Source organism: Nocardia sp. NPDC059195, assembly GCF_042754695.1.
Classification (GTDB): Bacteria; Actinomycetota; Actinomycetes; order Mycobacteriales; family Mycobacteriaceae; genus Nocardia.
In genome coordinates, this window is sequence record NZ_JBHZBG010000001.1 from 308,128 (window position 1) to 330,752 (window position 22,625).

20 protein-coding genes and 1 pseudogene are annotated in these 22,625 nt (G+C 67.1%); 8 read left to right on the top strand and 13 right to left on the bottom strand.

Features of this window, described 5'->3' with window-relative positions; translation table 11 throughout:
* The first annotated feature begins 178 nt into the window (after positions 1-178).
* From ACFXKN_RS01370 to ACFXKN_RS01385, 4 genes are all read left to right on the top strand, one after another.
* Positions 179-3,433 carry a hypothetical protein gene (locus tag ACFXKN_RS01370; protein WP_378948985.1) on the top strand — a complete coding sequence of 1,085 codons (3,255 nt, stop codon included), beginning with the start codon at positions 179-181 and terminating at the stop codon, positions 3,431-3,433.
* Positions 3,434-3,573: 140 nt separating this feature from the next.
* Positions 3,574-5,454 carry a multicopper oxidase family protein gene (locus tag ACFXKN_RS01375; protein ID WP_379432140.1) on the top strand — a complete coding sequence of 627 codons (1,881 nt, stop codon included), beginning with the start codon at positions 3,574-3,576 and terminating at the stop codon, positions 5,452-5,454.
* Between the two features lie 137 nt (positions 5,455-5,591).
* A complete protein-coding gene (locus ACFXKN_RS01380) occupies positions 5,592-6,173 on the top strand; it encodes a TetR/AcrR family transcriptional regulator (protein WP_379432141.1) in 582 nt (193 codons plus the stop codon).
* 5 nt (positions 6,174-6,178) lie between these two features.
* Positions 6,179-7,351, top strand: a complete 1,173-nt coding sequence (locus ACFXKN_RS01385; RefSeq protein WP_379432142.1) for a GDSL-type esterase/lipase family protein — start codon at positions 6,179-6,181, stop codon at positions 7,349-7,351.
* A gap of 95 nt (positions 7,352-7,446) precedes the next feature.
* Here the strand turns inward: ACFXKN_RS01385 and ACFXKN_RS01390 are convergent, their stop codons facing one another.
* Positions 7,447-8,037: a TetR/AcrR family transcriptional regulator gene (locus tag ACFXKN_RS01390; RefSeq protein ID WP_379432143.1), complete on the bottom strand. Its 591-nt coding sequence runs from the start codon at positions 8,035-8,037 to the stop codon at positions 7,447-7,449.
* Positions 8,038-8,119: 82 nt separating this feature from the next.
* Here ACFXKN_RS01390 and ACFXKN_RS01395 point away from each other — a divergent pair, with 82 nt between their 5' ends.
* Positions 8,120-9,130, top strand: a complete 1,011-nt coding sequence (locus ACFXKN_RS01395) for a saccharopine dehydrogenase (protein ID WP_379432144.1) — start codon at positions 8,120-8,122, stop codon at positions 9,128-9,130.
* Between the two features lie 18 nt (positions 9,131-9,148).
* On the opposite strand, the gene ACFXKN_RS01400 is transcribed toward ACFXKN_RS01395, so the two are convergent.
* A complete protein-coding gene (locus ACFXKN_RS01400; RefSeq protein ID WP_379432145.1) occupies positions 9,149-10,285 on the bottom strand; it encodes an epoxide hydrolase family protein in 1,137 nt (378 codons plus the stop codon).
* A gap of 62 nt (positions 10,286-10,347) precedes the next feature.
* Between ACFXKN_RS01400 and ACFXKN_RS01405 the strand changes: the two genes are divergently transcribed.
* Positions 10,348-11,340: a helix-turn-helix transcriptional regulator gene (locus tag ACFXKN_RS01405; protein ID WP_379432146.1), complete on the top strand. Its 993-nt coding sequence runs from the start codon at positions 10,348-10,350 to the stop codon at positions 11,338-11,340.
* Between the two features lie 24 nt (positions 11,341-11,364).
* On the opposite strand, the gene ACFXKN_RS01410 is transcribed toward ACFXKN_RS01405, so the two are convergent.
* The 4 genes from ACFXKN_RS01410 to ACFXKN_RS01425 all read right to left on the bottom strand — a co-directional run bounded on the left by ACFXKN_RS01410 (position 11,365) and on the right by ACFXKN_RS01425 (position 14,403).
* Positions 11,365-12,480: a serine hydrolase domain-containing protein gene (locus ACFXKN_RS01410; RefSeq protein WP_379432147.1), complete on the bottom strand. Its 1,116-nt coding sequence runs from the start codon at positions 12,478-12,480 to the stop codon at positions 11,365-11,367.
* A gap of 117 nt (positions 12,481-12,597) precedes the next feature.
* Positions 12,598-13,026, bottom strand: coding sequence for a nitroreductase/quinone reductase family protein (locus ACFXKN_RS01415; RefSeq protein WP_379432148.1), 429 nt, complete (start codon positions 13,024-13,026; stop codon positions 12,598-12,600).
* Positions 13,027-13,073: 47 nt separating this feature from the next.
* Positions 13,074-13,901, bottom strand: coding sequence for an alpha/beta fold hydrolase (locus ACFXKN_RS01420; protein WP_378949015.1), 828 nt, complete (start codon positions 13,899-13,901; stop codon positions 13,074-13,076).
* Positions 13,902-14,202: 301 nt separating this feature from the next.
* Positions 14,203-14,403 carry a hypothetical protein gene (locus ACFXKN_RS01425; RefSeq protein ID WP_378949018.1) on the bottom strand — a complete coding sequence of 67 codons (201 nt, stop codon included), beginning with the start codon at positions 14,401-14,403 and terminating at the stop codon, positions 14,203-14,205.
* A gap of 845 nt (positions 14,404-15,248) precedes the next feature.
* Between ACFXKN_RS01425 and rsgA the strand changes: the two genes are divergently transcribed.
* Complete coding sequence (rsgA, locus tag ACFXKN_RS01430; RefSeq protein ID WP_378949022.1) at positions 15,249-16,259, top strand: ribosome small subunit-dependent GTPase A; 1,011 nt, start codon at positions 15,249-15,251, stop codon at positions 16,257-16,259.
* 95 nt (positions 16,260-16,354) lie between these two features.
* Positions 16,355-16,870 (top strand): GNAT family N-acetyltransferase, encoded by a 516-nt coding sequence (locus ACFXKN_RS01435; RefSeq protein ID WP_378949025.1) that lies wholly within the window; start codon positions 16,355-16,357, stop codon positions 16,868-16,870.
* Positions 16,871-17,150: 280 nt separating this feature from the next.
* On the opposite strand, the gene ACFXKN_RS01440 is transcribed toward ACFXKN_RS01435, so the two are convergent.
* The 7 genes and pseudogenes from ACFXKN_RS01440 to ACFXKN_RS01470 all read right to left on the bottom strand — a co-directional run bounded on the left by ACFXKN_RS01440 (position 17,151) and on the right by ACFXKN_RS01470 (position 22,621).
* Positions 17,151-17,375 carry a Tn3 family transposase gene (locus tag ACFXKN_RS01440; protein ID WP_378949028.1) on the bottom strand — a complete coding sequence of 75 codons (225 nt, stop codon included), beginning with the start codon at positions 17,373-17,375 and terminating at the stop codon, positions 17,151-17,153.
* Between the two features lie 25 nt (positions 17,376-17,400).
* Positions 17,401-17,834: pseudogene (locus ACFXKN_RS01445) on the bottom strand (DUF4158 domain-containing protein); the annotation flags it as partial.
* A 205-nt stretch (positions 17,835-18,039) separates the two neighbouring features.
* Positions 18,040-19,461, bottom strand: coding sequence for a three-helix bundle dimerization domain-containing protein (locus ACFXKN_RS01450; protein ID WP_378949033.1), 1,422 nt, complete (start codon positions 19,459-19,461; stop codon positions 18,040-18,042).
* A 219-nt stretch (positions 19,462-19,680) separates the two neighbouring features.
* Positions 19,681-20,268 (bottom strand): DUF308 domain-containing protein, encoded by a 588-nt coding sequence (locus ACFXKN_RS01455; protein ID WP_378949036.1) that lies wholly within the window; start codon positions 20,266-20,268, stop codon positions 19,681-19,683.
* Positions 20,265-20,660 (bottom strand): hypothetical protein, encoded by a 396-nt coding sequence (locus tag ACFXKN_RS01460; RefSeq protein WP_378949790.1) that lies wholly within the window; start codon positions 20,658-20,660, stop codon positions 20,265-20,267. Before ACFXKN_RS01460 ends, ACFXKN_RS01455 begins: the two co-directional genes overlap by 4 nt.
* A 62-nt stretch (positions 20,661-20,722) precedes the next feature.
* Positions 20,723-21,964, bottom strand: coding sequence for a GNAT family N-acetyltransferase (locus ACFXKN_RS01465; RefSeq protein ID WP_378949039.1), 1,242 nt, complete (start codon positions 21,962-21,964; stop codon positions 20,723-20,725).
* A 45-nt stretch (positions 21,965-22,009) separates the two neighbouring features.
* A complete protein-coding gene (locus tag ACFXKN_RS01470) occupies positions 22,010-22,621 on the bottom strand; it encodes a 1,4-alpha-glucan branching protein (protein ID WP_378949042.1) in 612 nt (203 codons plus the stop codon).
* Positions 22,622-22,625: the final 4 nt, after the last annotated feature.

Here is a 22,625-nt window from a genome sequence, read left to right on the forward strand (position 1 = left end):
AACCGTGATCTAGCTCACAGCCGCGTTGTATGCACCCATGAAGCGGGAACCGGTTGGCGGACCTGCTCAGTCCGTGACCGTCGCCTCGAAGTACGCCGAGCAGGACCTGTCGGTCCGGGCAGATACGGTGGGCGGAGTGAAGGATACGGGGAGAACGCTGTTGAACGACGTTGCGGGGATGTCTGTGCCGCAGCGGATGCGGACGTTGGCGGTCGAGGCCCGACGGTTGGTCGGGACCGCCGAACTCGCGAGGCTGCTCGGTGAGATCGCCGGGGAGGGGCGAGCAGGGCGGCGGACGGCGAATTATCTGGCTGTTGTCGGCGGAGAGCGTGGTTACCTGCTGTCGCAGCTCGATTCGACGGATCAGGAGACCGCGAGTCAGGCATTGACCGGATTGATTCGTCTCGGTGTCGAGCCCAGTGTCGTTGTCGACAGATTGGCGGGCGCCTCGCAGCGGACCAGGAAGAACATCAGTCGGGCGCTCGGACGTGGTGATCGGACGCAGATCGCCGATGCGCTGGTTCCGGCGTTGCGGATGTTGTTCGGGGACGCCGAAGCGGCGCGTGTGTTGCCGTCGTGTTCAGCCGCCACAGTGACCGAGTGGCTGCCGACGCTTGCGTATGCGGTGCCGAACTGGACCTCCTTGTCCAGCAAGCACATCGGTGTGGTGATGGATTTCGTGGAGACGCGGTCACGGGGCGCAGGCCGCGCCGAGTGGCAGGAACTCTGGTCTTGGCTGACCGCCGGTGCGGCAACGGCAGGAGAATATGCCCCTGGCCGATTGCTCGCGGTGGCCGCGGTGGCTGTCGAATTCGTCCCGGTGACGGCGTTGAATCCGGTGGCAGGAAGACTGGCTCGCCACGATCCGCAGGCGGTTCGCCGACTGATACTGCATCCCAGCGGCAACGGCCGCGCACTGGCAGGCCCGGCGTTGTGGCGGTCGATGCGATGTATGCCCGACGACGAGCTGCGGGTGCTCTACCGCGCCGCCCGCTCGAAACTCGAGTTCCTGCGAACCGTTCCACCGTCGCGGCGAAACGCGATCGCCGGGGCCGAGCTGTCGCGCCCAGGATCGGCCCCCGCCGCGGTCGACCTCGGTCTGCTCGACGCGATTCCCGGTCCTGCCCGTGCGGAGATCGCCCGCGAGCTGCTGTCGCGGCCCGGCGGCGCCGACATACCCGAGGTCGCCGATCGGCTCACTGCGCGACTGATGTGGGCAGAGGCGAAATCGGTGCTGACCGAGGCAATCCGGCGCCCCAATGCCGACGAGCGCGCCATCGCCTACCCCCATCTCGTCACGGCGGCGGTGGGTAGCCGCGATCCGTCGGTGATCACCGAACTGCTGGCCATGCTGACGAGGTTGCGCAACGAACAGGACCCCGTTCGCTCCAGTGCGCTGCGCGCAGTTGCCGGCATCCCGATGTCGCTACTCACCACCGACCACCTGCCCGGCCTCGAACAGCTCGCCACCGATGCCCTGCAAGCGCGTGACCGGTCATGGAACACCTCGAGCACAGTCGGCACACTCACCCGTACTCTGCTGTTGCACGGCAGCGTCACGACCGACGCCGCCTTCACCGAGACCGCGCTCCGGATCATGAGCATGCTCGCCGACCTGTCGATCGACCCGAATCTGTCCGGGCTGCACCGCAATCTCCCCCGCGGAGCGGAACAGCAGATTCTCGCGACGCTGCTCCCCCGACTCGAGTCCGACGCCGACCGCGACCGTTGGGACCTCTGCCTGAGCATGGCCGCGGGCCTCGAACACCGTGCTTTCCACCTGCCGGAACTTCAGCGGCTGATCGTGCGAGCCTGCCGTTCGTCCTCGGATTCGACTGTCCGCCGGGCCGTTCAGCTCGCACTCGCCGCCCCGGCTACCCGCGACGCCCACCTCGATGAACTCCTCGCCCGCGACCGCTCCCTGATCACTCTGCCGTCGGTCCAACTCCTGATCGGTAACCGTCGCACCGACCTGCTCGGTGACTTGCTGAACACCAAGACGCCGGGCAGGTTCCTGTCGGCGAAGGTGGTGTTCGTGCCGATGTTCGTGACCGGATTCCACCGGTGGTCACCGCACCACGTCGACCGTTACGCGCATCTGCTGGACGACTACGCACGCGGTCGCAAGACCACCCCGTACGAGCGGGCCTCCGCTGTCCGCCAACTCGGTCTTCTGCCGGGCAGTTTCGCGCGGCTGACGTGGTTTATCGACAACGGCGAACTCGTCGTGACCGAGGCCGCGCTCACCGCGCTCGGCACCAGCGACGAGCCCGAAGCGGCCATCGGCGTTCTGGCGCGGCATGTGGGTGACGATCGTGCTCGGGTCGCGGTCAGCAGTATCGCGACCTGTGCCAGGTGGATCGCACCGGATCGGCTGTCGAGAACAGTTGCGCCACTTCTCGAGTCGCCCAACGTCAGTGCGGCGAAAGAAGGTATCCGACTCCTCGCTGAGTTGCGTGCACCGGACGCGCTTCCGATCATCGCAGGGCTCGCCACCCACCCCGATGCGCATCGCGATGTCCGACGCGCGGCCGTGTTCGCCACACGATTCCTGCTCGGCAACGACCAAACATGGGCTCTGCTCGACGAAGCGGCAACCGATCCCGAGGTGGCCGACGCGATCCTCGACATCCGACCGACCATGTTGCCCGTCCCGCAGCGACAAAGGTTCGCCGCGTTCGTACGCGACGCGGCCGCGGGTCTCGATCCACGACTGGCCGGTGCGGCCCTCGACGCGTTGCCGTTGTGGCAGCGCTGGTGGGCGCCCGGCACCGACGACGTGATCGTCGATCAACTCACCGACCTCGAATCGCTCGGTACGTGGAAGGCCGCACTACGCGCGCTGTTGGCCGGTGTCCGAGCTGACACCCACCCCGCGGCCCTGGTCGATTCGGTCCGCAGATTGCGCAGCGCCGAATTTTTCGCCGTCGACCGGGATCTAGCCGCGCACCAGCGTCTTTCCACCCTCCTGCACTGGTTCATGACCGTCGTCCGCAACCATCCCACCAGTCCGCACAGCATCGTCGCACCGGTCGTCGCCGCACTGACCGATGACCCGCTCTGGCACGACCAGGTCATCGAACTCACGGTCGTCGCGGTCCGCTGGACTGACCCCGACGGTGTCATCGCGACCCTCGACGAGGTAGCCCGCTACGCCACCGGCGCCCTCGTCACCCGGCCCGCACATCACCTGAGTCAGCGTCTCAATGCCGAACTCGACACCACGCCACCGATAACCTTCCACGCAGTCAGTTCCCAACTCGCTTGCAGTCCAACACCTTCTACCGCGCTGGCCGCACTCGCCATCATCAGCCGTTGTGGCACCGAGTTCGGCTGGTCACCGGAGTGGGCCCACTTGCTCACAACCCTGCGCACTCACTCCGATTGCGACGTCCGGCGCGCTGCCCACACCGTGTTCACCGCACCGGAGTAACTGCGGCGTTGACCGCCTGACCGAACACGGTCACGCGGCGATCATCTCGATACACCACACATTTGGACTCGCGCCCGGGCTACCGCGGGAACCCGGCAGAAGGTGGTATGTATGAAGACTCGCAGCACACCATCCCGGGCATGATCAGGAGAGAGGTCGGGTACGAGATGGCGTCGAGGAACCAGCTCTATTCCTCGACAGCTTCGCGGCGAGGCTTCCTGTTCGGCGCGGTGGGCGCGCTCGCGCTGGGCGCCACGGGATTCGCGCAGGCCGACACCACCCCCTTCCCACCCGCCCTGTTGCCATTGCCGCCGCTGCCGCCGCCCACCTACACCCCGCTCAACTATCATTCGCCGCCGCTGGAGCCGTTCGTCGACGCGCTGCCGATCCCCGAAACCCGCCCCGCCGCAGGGGAACTGGTCTCGATGTCGGGCATGCACAGATACCACCGCGACCTGCCCGAAACCCGGACGTGGGGCTATTCGCGGCCACTGCTCGGTCCGATCTTGGAAGGGCACCGGGATCGACCGGCGCACATCACCTTCCGCAACGACCTCGGTGCCCACGTGCTCGCCCCGCACGTCGACGTCACGATGCACGCCACCACCGAACTCGACCGCACCGACCCGCGCGCGACGGTGCACCTGCACGGAGGTGTCAACGCCCCGGATTCCGATGGGCACCCGATGATCTCGTGGCGCAACGGCGGCAGCCAGCGCAACGTCTACAGCAACCGGCAAGAAGCCGCGACGCTGTGGTACCACGACCACGCGATGGGCATCACCCGGCTCAATGTCCAGGCCGGCTTGGCTGGGCTGTACTACCTGCGCGACGAGTACGACACCGGGACTGCCGATAACCCGCTGGGATTGCCGACCGGTGAGTTCGAGATCCCGCTGATCGTGCAGGACCGCACCTTCAACCCCGACGGCAGCCTGCAGCCGATGGTCGGTACCTATATCCCGCAGGGTTACAACCAGTCCGGCCAGTTCGGGGACGTGGCCTGCGTCAACGGAGTGGCATGGCCGAACCTCGACGTGCGCCGCACCCTCTACCGCTTCCGGCTGCTGAACGGATCCAATTCGCGCACCTACGGATTCGGGCTGAGCAACGGGATGCCGTTCTGGGTGATAGGTAACGACCTCGGACTGCTCGACGCCCCCGTGCCGACTGCGCTGGTCCGGTTGGGTCCGGGCGAACGCGCCGACATCCTCGTTGATTTCAGTGGGCTACGCGACGGTGAGCAGTTCGAGTTGATCAACACTGAACTCAACGACTTCGGCAACGCCGTGTTCATGGTCCCGGAGTTGCGGCCCATCATGCGATTCACTGTCGGCGGTGAAGGCCCGCCCGCTCAGGTGCCCGCCGTGTTGCGCGGCGGACCCGGCCTGCCCGATCCCCTTCCGCCACTGAGTGATCCGATCCGCACACGCACAATGACGCTGATGGGTTTGAACGACTCCGACCGTGGGGCCGCGAACTTCCCGACGATGATGGCGATCAACAATCTGCCGTTCCGCACCGACGACATCGAAGTGGCGGAGGCGGGAACTGTCGAGCGTTGGGACATCGTCAATGTGACCCCATTCGACCACCCCATTCACGTGCACCTGGCCCGGCAGCGTATCGGCTCCCGCCAAACGATCCTCAGCTCGGCTTACTGGGCGACGCACCCGCCGCCCGCCCGACTCGGCGTGCGCTGGAACCCGCCCGTCGACAGGTTCACTCTCGGCCCCGACCTGCCACCCGCCCCGTGGGAGGCAGGCTGGAAAGACACCGTGCATTGCCCGGCCGACTCCGTCACCCGCGTCTACGTGTACTGGCCCTCGGTCGACGAACTCGGTTTCGACCCGGATCAGGTGCTGCGAATTCCGGCCGGTGCGGAAATGGTGTCGCCGCATGCCGACATGGGTCACGGCGTGGCCGACGTGCCGCCCGAGATCCGCGGCTATGTCTGGCACTGTCACAACCTCGACCACGAGGACCACGACATGATGCAACGGATCCGCGTCACCGGCTAGACGGATCGCGCCCCGGCTCACCTGGTGCCCGCGAGCTAAGCGGCGATGCTCGCTCCTTCGCGGCACTCCTGGCGCGCACATTTGCCTACAACCTATAGGTAATGGCATGCTGGCAGTAGCCAGATTGGAGAATGTTGATGGTTCGAGTGGGGTTGACCCCTGACCGGCTGACCCTCGCGGGCGCCGAGCTCGCCGACGAGGTGGGTTTCGCGCAGGTGACCGTGTCGGCGCTCGCGCGGCACTTCGGCGTGAAGTCGGCGAGCCTGTACTCGCACGTGAAGAGCACCGAGGACCTGAAGACGCGGATCGCGTTGTTCGCCCTCACCGAACTCGCCGACCGTGCCGCCAACGCGGTGGCCGGCCGGTCCGGCAAGGACGCGCTCGCCGCGTTCGCCGATGCCTACCGCGACTACGCGCGTGCGCATCCCGGCCGTTTCGACGCCGCCCGATTACGACTGGATCCCGAGACAGCAGCGGCGAGCGCGGGGGTGCGCCACGCGCAGATGACGCGCGCGATCCTGCGTGGCTACGACCTGACCGAGCCCGATCAAACCCACGCGGTTCGCCTGCTGGGCAGCGTCTTCCACGGCTACGTCACCCTCGAGCTGGCCGGTGGGTTCAGTCACACCGCCGTCGACTCACAGCAGTCCTGGGAGTGGGTTGTCGACTCGCTCGACATCCTGCTGCGCACCCGAGCAATCCCTGCCACCGAGAAGTAGGAATGATGAAGACCGGCACTATGTGGGTGACCACGCCCATCACCCCCGATCTGCTGCGCGGATTCCTGGACCTGGAATCGACCCGGCACGGGGTGCTGCCGCATCGTTTGCCTGCGGCGGCGCGCAAGCAGATCCCCGACAGTCAGCTCGCCATGGCCGAGGCGCAGCCATCCGGAGTGCGGCTCGTGTTCCGGACCCGCGCCACCACCGTTGAACTGGACACCCTGCCCACCAAGCGGGCCTTCCGCGGCATGCCCGCGGTGCCAGACGGCGTCTACGACCTGCTGGCCGACGGCGAACTCGCCGCGCAGGCGACGGTCGACGGCGGCAACGTCCGGACGATCACCGACCTGCGTACCGGGGCCGCCGAACTGGCCGAGGGGCCGGCGGGCACCGCGCGGTTCACCGATCTGCCCGTCGGTGACAAGCGGATCGAGATCTGGCTGCCGCACGCGGAGATCACCGAGCTGATCGGCCTGCGCGCAGACGCCCCGATCGAACCGGTCACCACCGACGGACGGCGGGTGTGGCTCCACCACGGCAGTTCGATCAGCCACGGGTCCAACGCCGCGCACCCGAGCAGCATCTGGCCCGCGCTCGCCGCGCGGCACGCCGGTGAGGTCGAACTGATCAACCTCGGCTTCGGCGGTAGCGCACTGCTCGACCCGTTCACCGCCCGCGCCATGCGCGACACTCCAGCGGACCTGATCAGCGTCAAGGTCGGCATCAACATCGTCAACACCGACACCATGCGGTTGCGCGCGTTCGGTCCGGCGGTGCACGGCTTCCTCGACACCATCCGCGACGGGCACCCGCACACTCCGCTGCTGGTCGTTTCGCCGATCCTGTGCCCGATCCAGGAGGACACCGCAGGCCCGCTGATGCCCGACTTCTCGACCGGCACCATGCGGTTCAAGGCCACCGGCGACCCCGCCGACGTCGCGGCGGGTCGCCTGACGCTCACCGTGATTCGCGACGCGCTGGCTCGGATCGTCGAACAGCGGGCCGTCGACGATCCGAACCTGCACTATCTCGACGGCCGGGACCTGTACGGGGACAGCGACTTCGCCGAGTTCCCGTTACCCGACGCACTGCACCCCGACCCGGACGGCCATCGCCGAATCGGGGAGAACTTCGTACGGCACGCCTTCGGGGCCGGGCGCCCGTTCGCGGGCTGAGGTCACCTCAGCGCCGAGGCCGTTCGGCATCAGAGCTTCGTACCCGGGACCGAGCTCGCCCAGCTCAGCGGTGGCGCTCACGGCCCGGCGAGTTGTCAGGTCCGCTTTCCCGCGCCGATGCTGCCCACGATCAGATCGGTCAGGGCCGAGACAGCTTCCTCGGCTGACGTCGCGCCCAGGTTCAGTTCCGCGGCCAGTGTCTCGGCCGCGCCGAGTACCCCGACACAGCGCAGTCGGAGCGCCGCGGTGGTGAGCGACGAGAACGGGAGCAAGGTGGCCGCCATCCAGTCTCGGTAGCTGTCGAGCATGGCGTGCTGGATCGCCTGGACGTCCGGGTTCCCTTTCAGGGCGGCGGAAATCGCGTCGAACTCGGGCATGTCGGTGGCGCAGGCGAAGTAGGCGGCACTCATGACGCGGGCGATCTCGTCGACGGTGGGGATGGCGGCGCGGGCGGCGTGTTCGGCGGCCAGGCGGTGGCGTTCGTCGAGTTGGCGGTACAGCGCGAGCAGGAGTTCGGGGCGGGTGCCGAAGTGGTCGTAGACGATCGGCCTGCTCACTCCCGCGGCCTCGGCGAGGGTGGCCAAGGTCAGGCCATCGGTGCCGTGCGCACGCACCAAGGTCAAGGCGGTGTCGAGCAGTTGCTCGCGTCTGGCCGGCTTCGCCAGTCGGCCCGATCGTGTGGTCATCGTCCTGCCTTGCGCCATTCCCTCAGTTTAGCTACAAAGAGTAAGTTACAACTTGTAGCTTAGTCGCTGGAGAGGATTCACCATGGAACAATCGGTACTGATCATGGGCGGGTCGGGGCAGGCCGGATCGGACACCGCCGCGCTGTTGCGCCGCTGGTATCCGACCCTGCCGTTGACCATCGCGGGCCGCGATCTCGGCCGCGCCCAACGGGTCGCCGACGAACTCGGCACCGCGACAGCGGTGACGATCGATCTGTCCCGCCGCGATCTCGGCCTCGTCGAGGACACCTACTCGGCGGTGGTCGCGACACTCTGGGACGACCGGCTCAACGGCCTGCACTACGCGCAGGACCACGGACTGCCCTACCTCAGCATCTCCAGCGGCCTCCTCGACATCAGCCCGGAGATCATCGCGGGCACGCAAAGGTCGACTGCGGCACCGGTTCTGGTCGCCAGCCACTTGATGGCGGGAATCGTCGTGCTCGCCGCACTGGATTCCGCGCGCGAGTTCGACCGAGTCGACACGGTCCGCGTCGGTGTCGCCCTCGATGACACCGACACCGGCGGACCCGCGGGAGTCGCGGACCTAGAGCGCTGGTCGGCGGTCACGTCAGCAGGTCTGGTGCGGCGCGACGGCGTCTTCACCTGGCTCGCCGAAGCCGACGCACGGGCGGACGTGCACACCCTCGACGGCACCGCGCTGCCTGGTCAGAGCATCCCGGTTCTCGATGTGCCGAGCCTGGCGCTGGCGACCGGCGCACCGAACGTCCGAGTCGACTTCGCGGTCGGCGAGACCCCGAGTAGACGTCGCGGCGAACCTGCCTGCATCGAGATCAGGATCGATCTCGCCGGAACCGACCGGACCGGCGAACCGCTCGACAGGGCACAGCATCTCGTCCATCGGGAGGGGCAGCGACCGCTGACCGCCCTCGGCATCGCACTCGGCGTCGAACGACTGCTCGGCCTGCGCGGCGATCGGCCCGCACCGGGCATCCACACTCCTGAAGCATTGGTCGACCCTGCCTACGCGGTCGAGCGGCTGAGCGAGATCGGGGCCGCGTGGCATCGAGTCAGCCGTGGCCCCCGGCCATGACCAGGGGCCACCGAGCCCCTACCGCAACGAACGGAAGAACTCGCGCACATCGCCGATCAGCAGGTCGGGCGCTTCCATCGCGGCGAAGTGCCCGCCGCGCTCGTATTCGGTCCAGCGAACGAGGTTGTTCTGTTTCTCGGCGATACCGCGAATCGTGGTGTCGCCGGGGAAGACCGCGACCGCGGTCGGCACTCCGGAGCTGGGCAGGTCGGCGCCCCACTGCTGGGATTCCTTGTACAGGCGCATCGAGGAGCCGACGGTGCCGGTGAACCACAGGATCGCAGTCTCGGCGAGCATGGCGTCGCGGTCGAGGGAGTCCTCGGGCAGCGCGGCGGCCGGGTCCTTGTAGGTGTTGACGACATCGACGATCCAGGCGAGCAGGCCCGCGGGCGAATCGGTGAGCGCGTGGGCCAGGGTTTGCGGGCGGGTGCTGTGCACGCCCGCGTAGGCGGAGGTTTCGTTGCTGCTCCAATCTTGGAGTGCGGCAAGCTTTTCCTGATCCTGCTCGGTGTATCCTGCGCCGTCGTCATTCCAGGAAGGGATGGTGATCGCGGCGTTGAGGTGCACGCCGGCGACTCGTTCGGTGTCGACGCGGCCCAGGTGTGGGGCGATGAATGAGCCGGCGTCGCTGCCTTGCGCGCCGTAGCGTTCGTAGCCGAGTTCGCTCATCAGCGCGGCGATCAGGTCGGCGGACCGCTCCGTCGCGGCCTGGCCGGGTTGGTGTGTGGATCCGGAGAAACCGAAACCGGGCAGGGTCGGGATGACGACGTCGAAGGCGTCGCGCGGGTCGCCGCCGTGCGCGCGCGGGTCGGTCAGCGGCCCGATCGTCGCACCGAAGTCGGTGAACGGCCAGCCGTGGATAAGGACCAGTGGCAGTGCGTCCGGTTCGGGTGAGCGGACGTGGGTGAAGTGCAGGCGCTGTCCGTCGATCTCGGTGACGAACTGCGGGTGGGCGTTGCGCGCGGTTTCGGCGGCGCGCCAGTCGAAACCGGTCCGCCAGTAGTCGGCGAGATCGCGCAGGTAGGTGGTGGGCAGGCCGTAGGTCCAGCCGGTGCCGGGTAGGTCCTCGGCCCAGCGGGTGCGGGCGAGGCGCTCGTGCAGGTCGTCGAGGTCGGACTGCGGGATGTCGATCTGGAAGCTGTCGATGTCGCTCATACCGGCAACGCTAGAGATTACTTAGGTCAGTATCGTTCCTAAGTTCACGGCATTATGGAGAGATGGCTGAAACATCCGCCCGGCTGCTCCGTCTGCTGTCGCTGTTGCAGACCCACCGCGCGTGGTCCGGCGCCGAACTCGCGATCAGGCTCGATGTCACCGCGCGCACCGTGCGCCGCGATGTGGAGCGGCTGCGCGGATTGGGGTATCCGGTGCAGGCGTTGCAGGGCAGCGCGGGGTATCGGTTGGGAGCTGGTGCGTCGATGCCACCGCTGCTGCTCGACGACGAGGAAGCCGTGGCTGTCGCGGTCGGCTTGCGCACCACCTCGGGCGGCACCGTCACCGGCATCGAGGACGCGTCGTTGCGCGCGCTCACCAAGCTGGAACAGGTGCTGCCGTCTCGGCTGCGGCAGCGGCTGACAACCTTGCAGCAGTCGATGGTGCGGGTCGCCGCCGAAGCGCCGCGGGTGTCGTCCGAGACGTTGCTGACGATCGCGGAAGCCTGCCGGCGCCACGAGCGTTTGCGGTTCGACTACACCGACCACGCCGGTCACACGTCGCGCCGCGATGTCGAACCCGATTCGCTGGTCAATGTGAGCAGGCACTGGTATCTGGTCGGTTGGGATATCGACCGGACGGATTGGCGGTCGTTCCGCATCGACCGGCTCCAGCCGCGTGTCCCGACGGGCCCACGATTCACCCCGCGCCCATTACCCGACGGCGACGCGGCGACCTATCTGTCACACAGGCTGTCGGTCGCGTCGTGGCCGTGGCGCACGGTCGTCACCCTGCACGGGTCGGCCACCGAGCTGGCCGAGCGTGTCTGGCCGGGAATGGGTGTCCTCGAAGCGGTCGACGACATCAGCTGCCTGCTGCACCTGGGTGCCGACTCCCCTGCCTCGCTGGCCTGGATGATCACCGCGCTGGATATCGGATTCACCGTCACCGACCCGCCGGAGCTCATCACGGCGCTGCGAACGGTGAGCGAGCGCTGCCGTGACGCGATAGTGAATGCACCCGATGCCGATTTGCATCCTGTGCCACCTGCGCGCTGACCGTCAACCAACGAGGTGGGATGCTCACTCACACAGCGCGTGAGTGAGCATCCCACCGAGATCGACCGAGGACGATTCGCCGGTGTGGACGATGGTGACCGCGCGGCCGGATCGGGTGGCGCCCGCGACGGTGGAGAAGCCGCGGACGCCGCCGATATGGCCGACGTACTGGGCACCGCACGGCAGTTGGGTGTATCCGATACCCAGACCGTAGGACATACCGTCACCGTTGCCCATGTCGATTCCGTCGAGCATCTGCCGCAGTTGGGGCTCGGGCACGACCTGACCGGCCAGCAGCGCGAGGAAGAACCGATTCACATCGGCGCCGGTGCTGACCAGCGCGCCCGATGTCCACGGCACCGACGGCTCCATCCTTGTCGTATCGGTGACGGTCCCGTCGACCGTGGTGTATCCGGTCGGGTGGGGATGGCGCAGCCCGGTTTCGCCGGTGGCAGGCAGGTAGGTGTTCGACAGGCCGAGCGGCGTCAGGATCCGGTCGCGTAGCTCGTCGGTGTAGCGATGCCCGGTCACCGCCTCGATCAGCATGCCCGCGACGATGAAATTGATGTTGGTGTATTCGAATCGGCTGCCGGGCGCGAACTTCGCGGGGTGCTCCAGCGCCAGCGCGATCTCCTCGGCCGGGGTGAAGGTGCGGCCGTTCTTTGCCGCTTCGTGTTCGTCGAGATCCGGAGATCGGGCCGGTTCGGGCAGGCCACTGCGGTGGCCCAGGATCTGGCGCACGGTGATCGCGCGACCGTCCACACCGACACCGGTGAGCAATCCGGGCAGATACGTGTCGATGGACCGGTCGAGGTCGATGCGGTGCTCGGCCACCAGTTGCAGCACGATCGCGGCGGTGAAGGACTTGGTGACGCTGCCGATCCGCACATGCTGAGCAACGTCGGTAGCGATCGGAGTCGCTGCGGCGGTATCGCCGAGACCGGCGCTGACGACGGTGCTCACGCCGTTCCCGGTGAGCGTGGCGATGGCCCCGACGGCGCCCGAGCCGACCATCGAGTCGAGGTCGCCGCGCACGTTGTCCACGCGGGTTGCCGCGACGGGCTCGGCCTCGCTGGTCGTGCAGGCAGACAGGATCAGAGCGGCGGTGAGGATCGGCACGGTGAAGGTTCGACAACGCATGATCGAACGGTAGGAAGCCGAGGTACGCACACACAGTGGACTGCGGTACTACCAGCACATCGGACCGGAGTAGTGGGGCAGGGCGCTTTCGGTCGCCCTGCCCGCGACATCACCTGATCAACGCCGCCGTAGTGCCAGCACCGGAATGGTGCGAATGCCCTTCGTCTTCTCCTCGTATCCGGCGAAACCGGGATACCGTCGCGCCTGCTCGGCGAAGAGGCGGTCACGTTCGGCACCGGTGACTTCGGTGACGGTGACCGCAAAGGTCTCGGTGCCGACCTCGGCTGCTGCTGTGCCCGCGGAGATGAGGTTGTAGTACCAGTCGGGATTGGTGGGGGCACCGGCTTTGGACGCGAAGACGTACATGACCTCGGCGTCGTTCTCGTCGGCCAGATACATCATCGGCGAGACCAATTCCCGGTCGGTGCGCCGCCCCCGATGATGCACCAGGGCCATCGGCGCACCCTCGAAGGGCCCGCCCACTCGCCCTTCGTTATCTCGGAACTCGGCGATGATCTTGCTGTTCCAGTCCTGCGATTCGCTCATGCCTGGCATCCTCTCCCCCCGACCTGCGCGTGTGCGAGTAACCACGCTCACGGCTCGTCGAGTACTTCTTGCAGGCGGGCGGCGAAGCTGACGGGGTCGTTGACGAATCCGATGTGGTCGCCAGGGAACAGGATCGGGTCGAGCCCGAGCGCCGATGCCAGTTCTCGTGCGGTGTGATCGCAGAACTGGCCGGTGGACTCGGCACCGATGCCGACGATCACGCGGGTGGGAATCGAGCGCAGCAACGGCGGGTCCGGTACCCACGCGGTGGTCGGGCGCAGTTCGTGGGCGAACCAGAATCGTTCGCTGGCCACCTGTCGAGGATCGCGGTCGCCGCCGAATATCTGTTCGAACATCGGGTCCGGGAGGGGAATCTCGGCTTGGGCGAAGAACTTTCGCCAGGCGCCGATCACCTCGCCGGTGGCGTAGGTGGCGATGATGTCCTCGGTGACCGCACGCTGGGCGTCGGCGTCGGGGAGCAGTTCGCGCAGCGGCGGTTCGTGGGCCACGGCGGTGGTGACCAGGTCGGGGTTGGTCTGCGCCAGGGCCAGCGCGGTGACGGCGCCGCCGCTGGATCCGAAGACCACGGCCGGGCCCGCGTCGAGGTGGGTGATGAGCCGGGCGAGGTCCTCGGCGCGGGCGAGCACCGTCGAATCCTGGTTCGGGTCATCCAGGGGGCTGGCGTAATGGCCGCGCGGGTCGGTGGTCAGGACGGTGTTGGTGGTGGCGAGCTGTTCGGCGGCCGCGGCGAACGAGGCGGCGTTCATCGGAGCACCGACGAGGACGAGCAGCGGTCCCGCCCCACGGACCTCGTAGTACAGGCGGGCGTCCGGCACCACGAGGGTGCCGGTGGTGACGGCGGAACTGGCGGTCATGAGTCTCTCCCGGATCTCGGCTACAGGTAGCACTCATAGAGACGGTGCCTGCCGTGAGAACTCATCGCTCGCCGCGAAAATTCTTTCGCGACAATATTTTCCACAGGTCAGAGGGCTTTTCGTAGCCGATGACGGTTAAGTCGGCTGTCCAGGGTCGCAGTTTCCGGGTGGCTGTCGTCTCAGCGGCATGCGCAAGGTCGACGGCACCTGGTTGATCGCGCATGATCAGGTGTCGGTGCCGCTCGACATCCAGAGCGGAAAAGGTGTGCTCGACCTCGAGCCGTGAGGGTGGGCGGGCCGCCTACCGGCGGTGGCGGAGTTCGTCGGCGCGAGCACGCAGTGTTCCGGCGACCAGTTCACGGCCCTCGTGTGCCAGATCGACCAGCTCGCGGGCGCTCTCGCGTCCCGCGTCGCCCAAGATGCCGGCGATCGCGGTACCCGCTCGGCGCGCCGCGATGGACAGTTCGTTGATCAGTTCTCGACCGGGATCGAATTTGTCCATCTCCGTGGGACTCCATTCGCAGTGCAGGCCAGCTCGGATATCTGACAACCTCAGTGTACAGTCGTGCACTGAATTCGTGTCAAGTCCCCAGCGCGATATCCGGCCGAGTGGGGGTCGCCGTAGTATTCGCCGAAAATCGGGCGGATATCGCGTAATTCGCTGGTAGAGATCGATTTTCGTCCCCGACCCCAAGCGTGTGGCGGCTTATCGCCTTGTGACGCGGCAGGACATGTTATCCGCGTTCGAGGTGGCGGTAGATGGTTGTGCGGGAGACGCCGAATGTGGTGTGCGTCGATTTGGGAGTCGTCCTTCTGCCCGCGTGTGGACACTCGTGCGTATCCGAACCGTCCCACGCGCGGAACTGTCCCATAAGCTGCCCACTTTCCTGACGGTGTCGACCCGGCTGGTCTTGGGTCGAAAACGATCGTTTCGTCCCGTCGCGGCCGCGACGGGACGGCCCCGCTCTCGCGCCGTGGCCGTAGCGCTCTCCCTCATATGAAGACGTTCACAATCTGCTGGCGGGGATCGTCGCCGCGTGTTAGTTTGGCTCGTCCGTGTTTGACCTGGAGTGCGAGAGAATGGGAGGTGAGTTGATGTTTGCGGTGAAGACCGCTGCGGTGCGCAGCGCCCGGACCATCCTCACGTCCCGGGTCCCGGTCTAACCCGATACCCATTGCCGGTAGTCGCCCCGAGCTGTGCTCGCGGTGTCGCTGCTGGTGGGTTCGTATCCGAGCGGGGCTCCTTTATCCAAGGGTCTCACCTTGCATTCACCTCATCTTTCTTCCACTTCTTCATCGTCTTCGCGAGAGCTGTCCGCGCTCGGCTGGGACGAGACGTTCGCTGCGATGTTCGCTGAACACGCCGCCGCCGGGCTGATACCGGCCCGTATCGTCCGGGTCGACCGCGGCCGATGTGACACCCTCACCGCCTCGGGTCCGGTGCGCGCCGATAGCAGTGCGCTGAGCGGGGCGGACCGCGAGCACATCGTGTGCACCGGAGACTGGGCCGCGCTACGCCCGGGACCGCAACCACTGGTGGTGGCATTGCTGCCTCGCCGTACCGCGATCACTCGCGCGTCCTCGGACCGCACCTCCCAGCAACAAGTGCTCGCGGCCAACGTCGACACCGTCGTCATCGCGGTCTCGCTGGCGGCACCGGTCAACGCGGGCCGCATCGAGCGGCTGCTGGCGCTGGCTTTCGACAGCGGTGCCCGGCCGGTCATCGTGTTGACCAAGGCCGATCTGGCTGAGCACCCCGGTACGGACGAGGCCGTGGTGGCCGCGCTGGCTCCCGGCGTTGACATCCTCACTACCAGCGCCGCTACCGGTGTGGGCCTCGAGAGGCTGGCCGCGACCGTGACCGGGACCGCGGTGCTGCTGGGTCCGTCCGGGGCCGGTAAGTCGAGTCTGGCCAATGCGCTGCTGGGCCGAGAACACATGGGCACCAACGAGGTTCGCGCCGTCGATGGAAAGGGCCGCCACACCACCGTGCATCGCGAATTGTTGGCCTTGCCCGATGGTGGGGTGCTCATCGATACTCCGGGCCTGCGGGGCATCGGCGTTCAGGATGTCGCCGACGGGGTCGGGCAGGTGTTCGCCGAGATAGAGGCCTATGCCCGCGGCTGCGCCTTCAATGACTGCGAACACCGCAGCGAGCCCGGGTGCGCGGTGCAGGACGCGGTCGTGACCGGCGAGTTGGACCTGGGGCGGCTGGATCGGTACCGCAAACTGATGCGGGAAAGCCAGTGGGCGGCCACCCGCGGTGACTCCCGCCAGAGCGGCAAACGCAGCAAGACCGTCAAGGCGATCACACGGGACCTGCGCGCGACCTACCAATTCCGCGACCGCCAGCGCTGACACCGGCGTGCCCGTCCGTGCCCGCGGGCCCGGGCCGGACGGGGTTACTGGATGTCTTGTCTCACAACATCATTCAACACAGGAAGACAACAATCATGAGTACTCGTAACGACTGGACCACTCGCGCCGAGACCAGCGCCGATATCGCCGCGATCCGCGAGATCAACCTTGCCGCGTTCGACACCGCCGAAGAGGCCGACCTCATCGACGCGCTGCGGGAGGACCCCGCCTGGATCGACGGACTCTCGCTCGTCACTCTCGACGACACCGGCGCCCTCGTTGGCTATGTACTGCTGACCCGCGCGCACATCGGTGATACCCCGGCACTGTGCCTGGGACCGTGTGCGGTCCTGCCCCAGTACCAGAAGACCGGCGTCGGATCGACCGCGATCCGCGCCGCTTTCGAGGCCGCCCAGGCCAGGGGTGAGCATTTCGTCACCGTCCTCGGGCATCCCGAGTACTACCCGCGTTTCGGGTTCACCCGCGCCAGCACCCACGGCGTCACCATGAAGATGTCCGTCCCTGACGACGCGCTGATGGTACTGAGCCTGGACACCGAACCCCTGCCCAGTGGCGTCATCCGCTACGCGGCAGCCTTCGGCGACATCTGAACACTCCCGTCCGGCCGGTAACCCGGCGATCCCCGGGGCTCGTCTGCGCACCCGCAAGCGAGCCCCGGCGGTATGCCGCGACACGAACACAGGACCGGATGAACACTGACATCGACTCGATCAATCGCGTCGAGACCCGCACCGCCACACTGTGTTCAAGTGACTCGGAGGTAGACGGGACCTGATCGCGGAGCCGACCGGCCGTGCTCAGAACAAGGTGTCGCGCACACGCAACGGCCGGTAACCGGTCGGTCCAAGCTGAGCGAGTTCGGCGTCGACATCAACCTCGATCGCGCTCGACCGCGAGCCCATAATATTCTGTGGTCCAGGCGACTACGGCGTTCGTGGCCAGGGTCAGTTCGGTTTGGTCCTCCAGATGACGAGCCCGGATCATGCCTTCGTGGGCATAGAGCAGGTCGCGGCGCAGCGCGTGCAAGGATTCGCCCTTGTTGAGCTCTTGCCAGTCCTCGCCGGAGCGGCCGCGCACGGCCAGCTCCCGCTGCATCCTCCGTTCGGCCGTGCTGAACTGGCCGGAACAGCAGGGTCGGCGAATCGTGCTCCATCGCCCGCGCCAGCAGGAACTCGTCGAGTTCCTTCAGCTCCATCGTCCCGGCCGGCCGCCAGCTCAGATACTGCGCCACCAGGCGCACGTGCTCGGTCCGGGTCTTGGCTCGCTTGCCGTACGAACGAAGCTGCGCCGCATCGACATTCAGCTGCTCGGCCAACCGAGCCACCGCGACCTGCGGCGCTGTGGTCAGCCTGTCGGAAACGAAGCCGAGCCACGGCAATGTGCACAGCGCGAGGGCGAGTCCCAGCCGGTCCGCTGGTCCGCGACCGCGGCCGGGGTCGACGAACGCCACGTCAGCAGGCGTAAGCGTGAAGAACCGGAACAGTTCCTCGCGGCTGATCTCCGGGAACCCCGCAGACGCTCCAGTTCCTCATCCGCGAACACCCGTGTCGCCACGAACCCCAGCCTCCAGCACGCCGGCCAACCTCATCGGCCGCTAAGCCGACCACCAAACATCCTGCGCCGCAGGCCAACCGCGAACTCAAACACCAGGAGCTACGCCATATCCGCCCGATTTTCGGCGAATACTACGGTGACCCCGAGTGGGAAGAACGCGAGTGCCGCACAGCCGATAGCTGCGCGGCACCGGTGTGAGACGGGTTCAGTTGTAGGAGTTGGCCACTCCGTCGAGCAGGTGCTCGAGCGTCTCGTAGGCAGGCACGTCGACCACGTCGATCAGGTCGGCGGCCACGGGGACCGAACGTTCGGCGGCGATCGAGGTGAACTGGGCGGTGTCGCCGGTGCGGAAACCGTGGTCGGCGGCCAGGCGACGCAGTTCGGGGTTGTCGGTGAGTAGTTTGCCGATCTTGTCGCCGGTGGCGTTCAGCGGGACGAGGGTGTGGCTCGACAGGACCGTCGGGGTCGGGTAGGTCAGCACCATGTCGGGCTTGATCCGGCCCTCGCCCGCCGCTTCGACGAACTGTGCCTCGTAGATGCAGACCAGTGGCATCGGGCCCATCCCGTTGGTGAGGTACTGGTTGAACGGTCCGTCGCTGCTGTTGTCGGTGTAGCCCTGGGCGAGGAACAGTTTCGACAGCGCGGGCAGCACGTGCTGTTCGGCGGTGGCGCCGCGCACGATGGTGTGGTCGTTGGCGACGTAGCTGGCGATCGACAGGTACATGGCCGCGGAGTTGGAGCTGCGCGGGTCGGTGGTGGAGACGAGGATGTTCTTGGCGACCGGGTAGGTGGTGTTGTCGGGCAGGTCGTCCCACTGCACACCGGTTCCGGCCAGCTCCAGGTACTTGTTCATGTCGAACGTCGCGACCGGTCCGGGCTTGATCACCCCGGCCGCCGTCAGCAGGTCCGCGATCGGCCGAAAGGTGGCGATCGCGATCGGTGACGAGAACGGCGTGTATTTGGTGGTGATGTTGCGTTGACGCTGGATTCGTTCCGCGGCCGGAATGCTCGACGGGAACGCGAAATCGAAGGCGCCGAGGTCGACGGTGGTCGCGATCTGCCGCGAACCGGCCGGTTCGACCTGAACACGGATACCGTTGTCGGCGAGCACCTGCACCACGCGCTCGTCGGCGAAGAACGCCATCTTCTCCGACCCGACGACCCCACGCACCACAGTCGGTGCCGCGACAGGAGCGCCGGCCGGAGCATCGGCACCACCGGGCAACAGCACTACCCCGGCGACAACCCCGGCGACGACCACGGCCGCGCCGATCGACAACGGCACCACCGCACGCCTGCTCACCGACCGCTTCGCCTGCTCCTCGGTCGTGTTCGACTCGCGCGCGATCAGCTCGGAGGCCCGCACGCTGGCCGCGGGGGCCGGGACCCGCACCGTAGGATCGGGATCGGCGAGTTCACGCCGGACGATCCGCTCGACCAGAATCGGCACGAACTCCCGGATCGGGTTACCGCGGAAACGATGGTGCGCGGCGCCTACCGCCGACGTCACCTGGTCGACGGGGACGTTCTCGGACAGGTCTTCGACCAAACTCTCGGTCATGCGCCGCATGGCCAGCTTTTCACGCTGGACGGCATCGGCAGCTACGCCGGGGACTACGCGCGACACACTTTTCTCCTGGGCTCACATCGGGCTGCGGAATCGGCGCGCCGAACAGGGCCTCCCGTGCGCACGCCGCGGGCCACGCTACCGGCGCGCAGCACAGTTACCCCAGCTGTGAGCGAGGGTGCGCACAGAGTTCAGCGCGCGCTCGACTGCCCGCAATGTCGCGTTGTCCCCGAGTTCGCGTAAACCTCCAATAACGAACTCGCAGTGTGTGATTCGCTACTAGAGCTCGGTCGCGGCCCGAACCGGTGGCACCTGATCCTCGTGCGCGGACCCGTGCGCCGCGTGCAGAGCCGCCCGCCCGAGCCCGCCGGCGAGCAGTTCCATGACACCGATCACGACCAGCCCAGCACCGGCCATCGTGGCCAGCCCCGTGACCGTCTGGAAGGTGATCGCGATGATAGTGATACCGATCGCGGCGGTGGCGAGCCCGCACACTTCGTGCGCCCAGCCGTCGACGATGCTGTCGTCCCACGCCGCGACCAGCGCCTGCACGATGCCGCGCACCGACCAGCCGATGCCGATCCACAGCGCGAGCAGTTCGATATTGCCGCCGTGGAAGACCAGCCCCGCCAATATCCCCGTGAGCCCAGCGCTGATCAGCACCAGCACCCGCAGCAAGAACGCGATCCGCGCCATCATCGCCAGATACGCCTGCACCGCGGTGCTCAGGACCAGCGAGATCCCGAACAGCATCGCCAGCGTCGATTCGTCGCGCCCCGGCCACAGCAGCAGCGCCACACCCAGCGCGAACGCGCACCCACCGGCGACGAGCATCGCATTCCGGGTCCGATCAGCGCTGCGGGTCATGCCAGCCGCTCCAGCAGGTAGGGCGAGGTCCGGCTGACCGGATTCTCCGCAACCCGCTCCGGTGTCCCCTGCGCCGCGATCCAGCCTCCCTGCCCACCACCTCCCAAGTCGGTCACGTGGTCGGCGCAGGCGCCGGGCCACGACGCGATGGCGCCTTCGCGGATGCTCAGCGACCGGCCCGGCAACCGTCGGGCATACAGAGCCACCGACTCCAGGTATCGGCGTTGCGGTTCCACGTAGCGAGTGCCGAATGCCAGCGACGACTTGCCCGAACCCGAAAGGCCGGTGAATTCGACCAGGGCATTTCGCGGCATGTCCGTGTCGACAGCACGCAGATTGTGGACCCGGGCGCCACGCACCCGAACCGAAGAATCGACCTCGTGCGAATCCACAGCTACCTACCGTACTCCCGAGGCCGCGACCTTCGGGGCGAACGCGCCTGTCGTCGCGGCGCCTAGAAGAACCAACCCAATTGCGGCGCACGGTCGGCGACGAACGCTTCGTCGAACGCACGCAGCACCATCGGATCCTCGACCGCGATCCGATGCGCGGCGGCGAAAGTGCTCGCGCGCTGCCCACCGAAGTAGAGGGCGCCGAGAATGTTGATGTCGAAGCCGAGAGTCGCCGGCCGGGTGGTCGGCTCGCACTCGGCGATGCCGTCGCGGATCCGCAGGGCGAAGTTCCCGCCGGCGTCACGGAACGGGTCGTGCACCGCCACGACGGTGTCGAGGTCGGCGCGGTAGGTGCGGGCGGTCAAGGCGGCGGGTACGTCCATGACCCGCGCCCACAGTGCGTCGCCGCGGTGGGTCACCTGCACCGTGCGCGGGTCGGTGAGCATGTAGGCGAGCGGATCGTCGTCGGCGATCTCGGCTTCGACGGTGTCGACGAGGTCCATGCCGAGCAGCACCCGCCACAGCGCGGCGTGCGCGTCGGGGGTCACGGCACGGAATTCCCAGACCGAGGCGATGCCACAGTCCGCACGCCTGGAGCGCCGAAACAGGGCGTAGCCGTCGGCGTGGAGCAGCACGAACAGTGTCGTCGCACCTTGGCGGTGACGCTCCACATCAGCGAAGAACAGGTCCCACTTGGCATCCGGACGACCCTGCGCCCCCGATGTCACTTTCTGCCAGCGCTCGTAGATCTCGCGAATACGCGGGGCGGCGTCGGCCAGTGTCTCCAAAGTGACGCCACCGGGATCAGGTGTGGTTGACCGGAATTCGGCCCGGCGCGTATCGATGGACACCGCGGTCTCGAGAATGGCCACCTCGTACCCGAACCGCCCGTATATCGTGCCCTCACTGGCAGTGAAGATCGTCAACGGCAACCCATCGGCCTCGGTCCGAGCATGCTGGGCCGCATAGAGCTCGCGCAAGATCCCCCGCCGCCGATGCGTCGGCGCCACCGCGACACCCGACACCCCACACGCCCGCACCGACCGCTCCCCCGGCACCGTGACCGTCATCGTCCGATCGACCGTATGCCCCACGATCCGGTCACCCTCCACCGCGACCAACGACCGCTCGACCGGAAAAATATCTCCCCGGAACTCGTTCTCATCACCCCCGTACCGCATGCCGAACCCGGCCTCCTGCAACCCCGTAATCGCAGCCGCGTCCGCCTGAGTACCCGCCCGAACGCAAACACTCTTCACCGATGCCATCCCCGTACCCTCCCACGCCACCCGGCCTCGCCACATCTGGTTTTCGACCCGATATGGCGTGTCGCGGAGCCGCTGCAACGTCTATTCGGTCAGCACAGTGATCAACTCGACGACCGGGCCCAGCACGGAGGGCGCGGAGACGGCGCCTGCCCCGCCGAGTCGCGCGGCTGTGGGCGCGCGATGGAATCGCACGACAGCGAACCCGAGGGGAACGTCGGTGTGCGCGACACCGTCCACACCGATGCCGATATCACCGTCAATGAGTTTCTGCTCGGCCTGCGTCACAATGACCGTCGGATCTGTCGTGTCGCTGAGGCTCTGAGCCTGAGCCGTCGTCCGATCTGTCAGCAGAGCCCCGATGGCACCGATCGCTACCGGATCGCGGGTGGCGTCGTAGATCCAGCGGCAGCCGAGAACTCCATGCTCGGCTGTGCCGAGTAGCGCTGACTCACCGCCCGGGAGCGGTGCCCCACGATAGGTCAACGGCACCTGATACAACACCTGGTCAGCACCGGAATCATCGACAAACAACAGGAATTCGATACCCACCTCGCCGACAGGATCGTCGAGCCGGAATCCGCCGGCTTTGTGTATCTGTGGAATCGTGCCCTGATACCACTGCCGACTGGGCAACCACGCCGCGACGATATCGAGCTTGGACGGGGTAACGCTGGTCTGGTGGATGACAGCCATAGCG

Coding starts and splice junctions, on each gene's coding strand:
- ACFXKN_RS01370 (WP_378948985.1), top strand. CDS start 179: ATGTCTGTGCCGCAGCGGATGCGGACGTTGGCGGTCGAGGCCCGACGG.
- ACFXKN_RS01375 (WP_379432140.1), top strand. CDS start 3,574: ATGATCAGGAGAGAGGTCGGGTACGAGATGGCGTCGAGGAACCAGCTC.
- ACFXKN_RS01380 (WP_379432141.1), top strand. CDS start 5,592: ATGGTTCGAGTGGGGTTGACCCCTGACCGGCTGACCCTCGCGGGCGCC.
- ACFXKN_RS01385 (WP_379432142.1), top strand. CDS start 6,179: ATGAAGACCGGCACTATGTGGGTGACCACGCCCATCACCCCCGATCTG.
- ACFXKN_RS01390 (WP_379432143.1), bottom strand. CDS start 8,037: ATGACCACACGATCGGGCCGACTGGCGAAGCCGGCCAGACGCGAGCAA.
- ACFXKN_RS01395 (WP_379432144.1), top strand. CDS start 8,120: ATGGAACAATCGGTACTGATCATGGGCGGGTCGGGGCAGGCCGGATCG.
- ACFXKN_RS01400 (WP_379432145.1), bottom strand. CDS start 10,285: ATGAGCGACATCGACAGCTTCCAGATCGACATCCCGCAGTCCGACCTC.
- ACFXKN_RS01405 (WP_379432146.1), top strand. CDS start 10,348: ATGGCTGAAACATCCGCCCGGCTGCTCCGTCTGCTGTCGCTGTTGCAG.
- ACFXKN_RS01410 (WP_379432147.1), bottom strand. CDS start 12,480: ATGCGTTGTCGAACCTTCACCGTGCCGATCCTCACCGCCGCTCTGATC.
- ACFXKN_RS01415 (WP_379432148.1), bottom strand. CDS start 13,026: ATGAGCGAATCGCAGGACTGGAACAGCAAGATCATCGCCGAGTTCCGA.
- ACFXKN_RS01420 (WP_378949015.1), bottom strand. CDS start 13,901: ATGACCGCCAGTTCCGCCGTCACCACCGGCACCCTCGTGGTGCCGGAC.
- ACFXKN_RS01425 (WP_378949018.1), bottom strand. CDS start 14,403: ATGGACAAATTCGATCCCGGTCGAGAACTGATCAACGAACTGTCCATC.
- rsgA (WP_378949022.1), top strand. CDS start 15,249: ATGTTCGCTGAACACGCCGCCGCCGGGCTGATACCGGCCCGTATCGTC.
- ACFXKN_RS01435 (WP_378949025.1), top strand. CDS start 16,355: ATGAGTACTCGTAACGACTGGACCACTCGCGCCGAGACCAGCGCCGAT.
- ACFXKN_RS01440 (WP_378949028.1), bottom strand. CDS start 17,375: ATGCAGCGGGAGCTGGCCGTGCGCGGCCGCTCCGGCGAGGACTGGCAA.
- ACFXKN_RS01455 (WP_378949036.1), bottom strand. CDS start 20,268: ATGACCCGCAGCGCTGATCGGACCCGGAATGCGATGCTCGTCGCCGGT.
- ACFXKN_RS01465 (WP_378949039.1), bottom strand. CDS start 21,964: ATGTGGCGAGGCCGGGTGGCGTGGGAGGGTACGGGGATGGCATCGGTG.
- ACFXKN_RS01470 (WP_378949042.1), bottom strand. CDS start 22,621: ATGGCTGTCATCCACCAGACCAGCGTTACCCCGTCCAAGCTCGATATC.